General features: G+C 49.2%; 3 protein-coding genes. 2 read left to right on the top strand and 1 reads right to left on the bottom strand.

Translation table 11 applies throughout. The features are described 5' to 3' along the window. Window positions 1-189 precede the first annotated feature (189 nt). Window positions 190-642: an IS200/IS605 family transposase gene (tnpA, locus tag QUF61_RS17980; protein WP_289682931.1), complete on the top strand. Its 453-nt coding sequence runs from the start codon at window positions 190-192 to the stop codon at window positions 640-642. Between the two features lie 116 nt (window positions 643-758). After that, complete coding sequence (locus QUF61_RS17985; protein WP_289682932.1) at window positions 759-1,622, top strand: formylglycine-generating enzyme family protein; 864 nt, start codon at window positions 759-761, stop codon at window positions 1,620-1,622. Window positions 1,623-1,702: 80 nt separating this feature from the next. Here QUF61_RS17985 and sdhA read toward each other — a convergent pair whose 3' ends face one another. Next, a complete protein-coding gene (gene sdhA, locus QUF61_RS17990; protein ID WP_289682933.1) occupies window positions 1,703-3,499 on the bottom strand; it encodes a succinate dehydrogenase flavoprotein subunit in 1,797 nt (598 codons plus the stop codon). Window positions 3,500-3,877 lie beyond the last annotated feature (378 nt).

Consider the following 3,877-nt stretch of genomic DNA (forward strand, 5'->3'; position numbering starts at 1 on the left):
CTATATTAAAATACCCCTTTGGGGTGTTAGCGCTAAAACCCATATTTTAAGTTTTACCGTTAAACATTAGAGATAAATCTGTTCGCCTGAAAGGCGAAGGTTTTAACCTTGTGCATGGAAAATAAACACCCCTGGAATTGTATCCGTGCCATTCACGCCCTGAAGGGGCGATTTAATAGAGCATCAACAATGCCTCAATCTTTATCCAATATTTTGCTCCATATCGTATTCAGCACCAAAAACCGTACAGATTTAATTTTGCCAGCCATTGAGACGGAATTATATGCTTACATGGCGGAAATCTATCGCAATGAATCTTGTCCGGCACTCATCATCAACGGTACGACAAATCATGTCCATAGCTTGTGTCGGTTGGAGCGGACAGTAAGCGTGGCGCATTTATTGGAACAGGTGAAGAAAGGAACATCCAAATGGGTAAAAACGAAAGGTAGTGAATTCTCAGATTTTACCTGGCAAACAGGTTATGGTGCATTTTCCATCGGTGCTTCCAATATCCAGGCATTGACCGCATATATCCACAATCAAAAACAACACCATCAAACCCTGTCGTTTGAAGATGAATACCGAGTGTTGTTGAAAAAATATGATGTGACATTTGATGAGCGTTATGTTTGGGATTAGTCATGTTATTTCGGGATTTTAATGCGCCCCGTTGGGGCTTTACATATATTCATCCACTCCCAGGGACGTTGCCCCTGGCTATATTAATACGCCCCTGTGGGGCTGAAAGGTAGATAATGTCTCATCCCCTTAGCAATGGAATCCCCCCCGCCTGGGCTGATGCCTGGGGCCAAGACGAGTACGGCGGCTGGGTGGCGTTCGAGTTCGACGGCATCAGCCAGCTTTTGCGCTGGATTCCGCCAGGGGAGTTTCTTATGGGGTCGCCGGAGTCCGAGCAGGGGCGCTATGACTGGGAAATTCAACATCAAGTGACCCTCACTCAAGGCTTCTGGCTGTTCGACACTCCCGTGACCCAAGCTTTATGGCAAGCGGTGATGGGAGAGAACCCCAGCCGTTTCCAAAGCCCGCAACGCCCGGTAGAAAACGTCAGTTGGAACGATGCCCAGGAATTTATCAAGAAACTAAACGATGGCCTGCCCGGCCTTGAACTTTGCCTGCCCAGTGAAGCCCAATGGGAACACGCCTGCCGCGCCGGCATCAAAACCGCCACCTATGCCGGTGACCTGAAAATTCTGGGTGAGGGCAACGCGCCGCTATTGGACAAGATTGCCTGGTACGGTGGCAACAGCGGTGTGGATTTTGAGTTGGAAAACGGTTATGACAGTTCCGACTGGAAAGAAAAGCAGTACGAGCACAAGCAGGCCGGAACCCACCCGGTAGCTTTGAAACAGCCGAATTCCTTGGGGTTGTACGATATGCTCGGCAACGTGTGGGAATGGTGTGAGGACTATTGGAGTGACAGCTATCTTGCTGAGGCGCAAACCGACCCCAAGGGGCCTGCTGACGGTGACTCGCGTGTGATCCGCGGCGGCTCCTGGTTCGGCGGCGCGCGTGGCGTGCGCGCCGCGTGCCGTAACGCCGGGTCGCCAGACTACCGCGACGCCTACCGGGGTTTCCGTTGTGCCCGAGTTCAGGCGTGAGCTGGGCAGGTAACAGGCCAGCGGATTGCTGGAAAGTTTATTGTTACGACTAAGTTTTTGTCTATAAAAAACTTGATTTCTTAATAAACCCGCGCTTTAGGCGGAATCACTTCAATGTCATCACTTAAAGTGTAATTATGTACCGGGCGGTAATCAATGTGAGTTTGCCCGGTTTCATTATCCAGCCAAATCAGGCTGTGTTTCATCCAGTTTTTATCATCCCGTTCCGGGTAATCTTCTCTGGCATGAGCGCCACGGCTTTCAGTGCGATTTTCAGCGGCATTAATAACGGTTGCCGCCTGCCCACGCAAATTATCCAGTTCCAGGGTTTCAATTAAATCAGAATTCCAGATTAATGAGCGATCAACCACCTGTACATCGGTAAAACTTTCGTAAACTTCCTGTATGCCTTTGATGCCTGCGCGCAAATTATCGCCACTACGAAATACAGCAGCATGTTGCTGCATGGTGCGTTGTAAATCATCGCGAATTTTAGAGGTGGGTGTGTCGCCCTTGGCATAACGCAGCTTATCAAAACGCTCAAGGGCAACATCACAGGCATCTACAGCTAACTTTGGATGTGCTGTCTGCGGTGTGATTTGCTCGGCGCAGCGCAGGGCGGCAGCGCGTCCAAATACGATAATATCCAGCAGCGAGTTAGAACCCAGACGGTTAGCACCATGCACGGATACGCAGGCCGCTTCACCGATTGCCATTAAGCCGGGTACGATGGATTCCGGGTCATTGCCCTTGCGCGTGACCACTTCCGCATGATAATTGGTGGGGATGCCGCCCATATTGTAATGCACGGTGGGCAGTACGGGTATGGGTTCACAATTGACATCCACACCGGCAAAAATTTTGGCTGATTCTGCAATACCGGGCAGGCGTTCATCAATAATCTCACTGTCCAGGTGTTCCAGATGCAGGTGTATATGATCTTTCTTCTCACCCACGCCACGGCCTTCGTTGATTTCCACGGTAATCGCCCGACTGACAACATCACGCGAAGCCAGGTCTTTGGCGTTAGGTGCGTAATTTGCCATAAAACGCTCACCTTCTGAATTAGTGAGATAGCCCCCTTCACCGCGCACGCCTTCAGTGATTAAGCAGCCTGAACCATAAATGCCAGTGGGGTGAAACTGGATAAATTCCATATCCTGCAAAGGCAGTCCGGCACGCAGTATCATGCCGTTACCATCGCCCGTGCAGGTGTGCGCGGAAGTGCAGGAAAGGAAGGTACGACCATAACCGCCGGTTGCCAATACGGTGCGATGGGCGCGAAACAAATGTAGCTGACCATTAGCCATGTCCAGCGCCAGCACGCCGCGACAAGTGCCATCGGCATCCATAATCAAATCCAGCACAAAATATTCAATAAAAAATTCTGCCGAGTGTTTCAGCGCCTGTTGATACAGGGTGTGTAAGATGGCGTGTCCGGTGCGGTCAGCGGCAGCACAGGTACGCTGGGCGCGGCCTTTGCCGTAATGCGTGGTCATGCCGCCAAAAGCGCGTTGATAAATACGCCCGTCTTCCGTGCGCGAGAAGGGTACGCCGTAATGTTCCAGTTCAATAATCGCGGCTGGTGCTGCCCGGCACATGTATTCAATGGCATCCTGATCGCCCAGCCAGTCGCCGCCCTTCACCGTGTCATACATATGCCAGCGCCAGTCGTCCTCTCCCATATTGCCCAGTGATGCGCTGATGCCGCCTTGCGCAGCAACCGTGTGGCTGCGGGTGGGGAAAACCTTGCTGATACAGGCGGTTTTCAGATTTTTTTCTGCCATGCCCAGCGCGGCACGCAGACCCGCGCCACCTGCGCCGACAATAACGACATCATAGTAATGTTCAATGAGGGGGTAAGTTGATGGTGTCATAAAGTTTCTAAGTTTAAGCAAGAGCTTCTTTGGTATTTTCAGGATGTACGCCAGCGTACAAATCCACCGCAATATATTTTATCCCCGTAGTTTAATTGATTTTTTATGCTTTGCTAGCACATATTGTTGCTTTCTTTTTGTTAATTAATAAGAACAATAAGGATGATAGGGATGATAGGGATGATAGGGATGATAGGGATGATAGGGATGGTAGGGATGGTAGGGATGGTGTTGTTAATATAAATAATTAAAATTAATCTTAATGATATTTGGTGTAAATGATTTATTCAGTATTAATAATTTTGTTTGAGCAAATGAATTCAACTATAAATATTAAATTAATAATAATATTGATATATACAATACCGCCTAATAATC

It is taken from the genome of Candidatus Venteria ishoeyi (assembly GCF_030378065.1).
In the GTDB taxonomy this organism is placed as follows: Bacteria; Pseudomonadota; Gammaproteobacteria; order Beggiatoales; family Beggiatoaceae; genus Venteria; species Venteria ishoeyi.

Bases quoted from the DNA above. Each gene is read 5' to 3' on its own strand.
- tnpA (WP_289682931.1), top strand. From the start codon at position 190: ATGCCTCAATCTTTATCCAATATTTTGCTCCATATCGTATTCAGCACC.
- QUF61_RS17985 (WP_289682932.1), top strand. From the start codon at position 759: ATGTCTCATCCCCTTAGCAATGGAATCCCCCCCGCCTGGGCTGATGCC.
- sdhA (WP_289682933.1), bottom strand. From the start codon at position 3,499: ATGACACCATCAACTTACCCCCTCATTGAACATTACTATGATGTCGTT.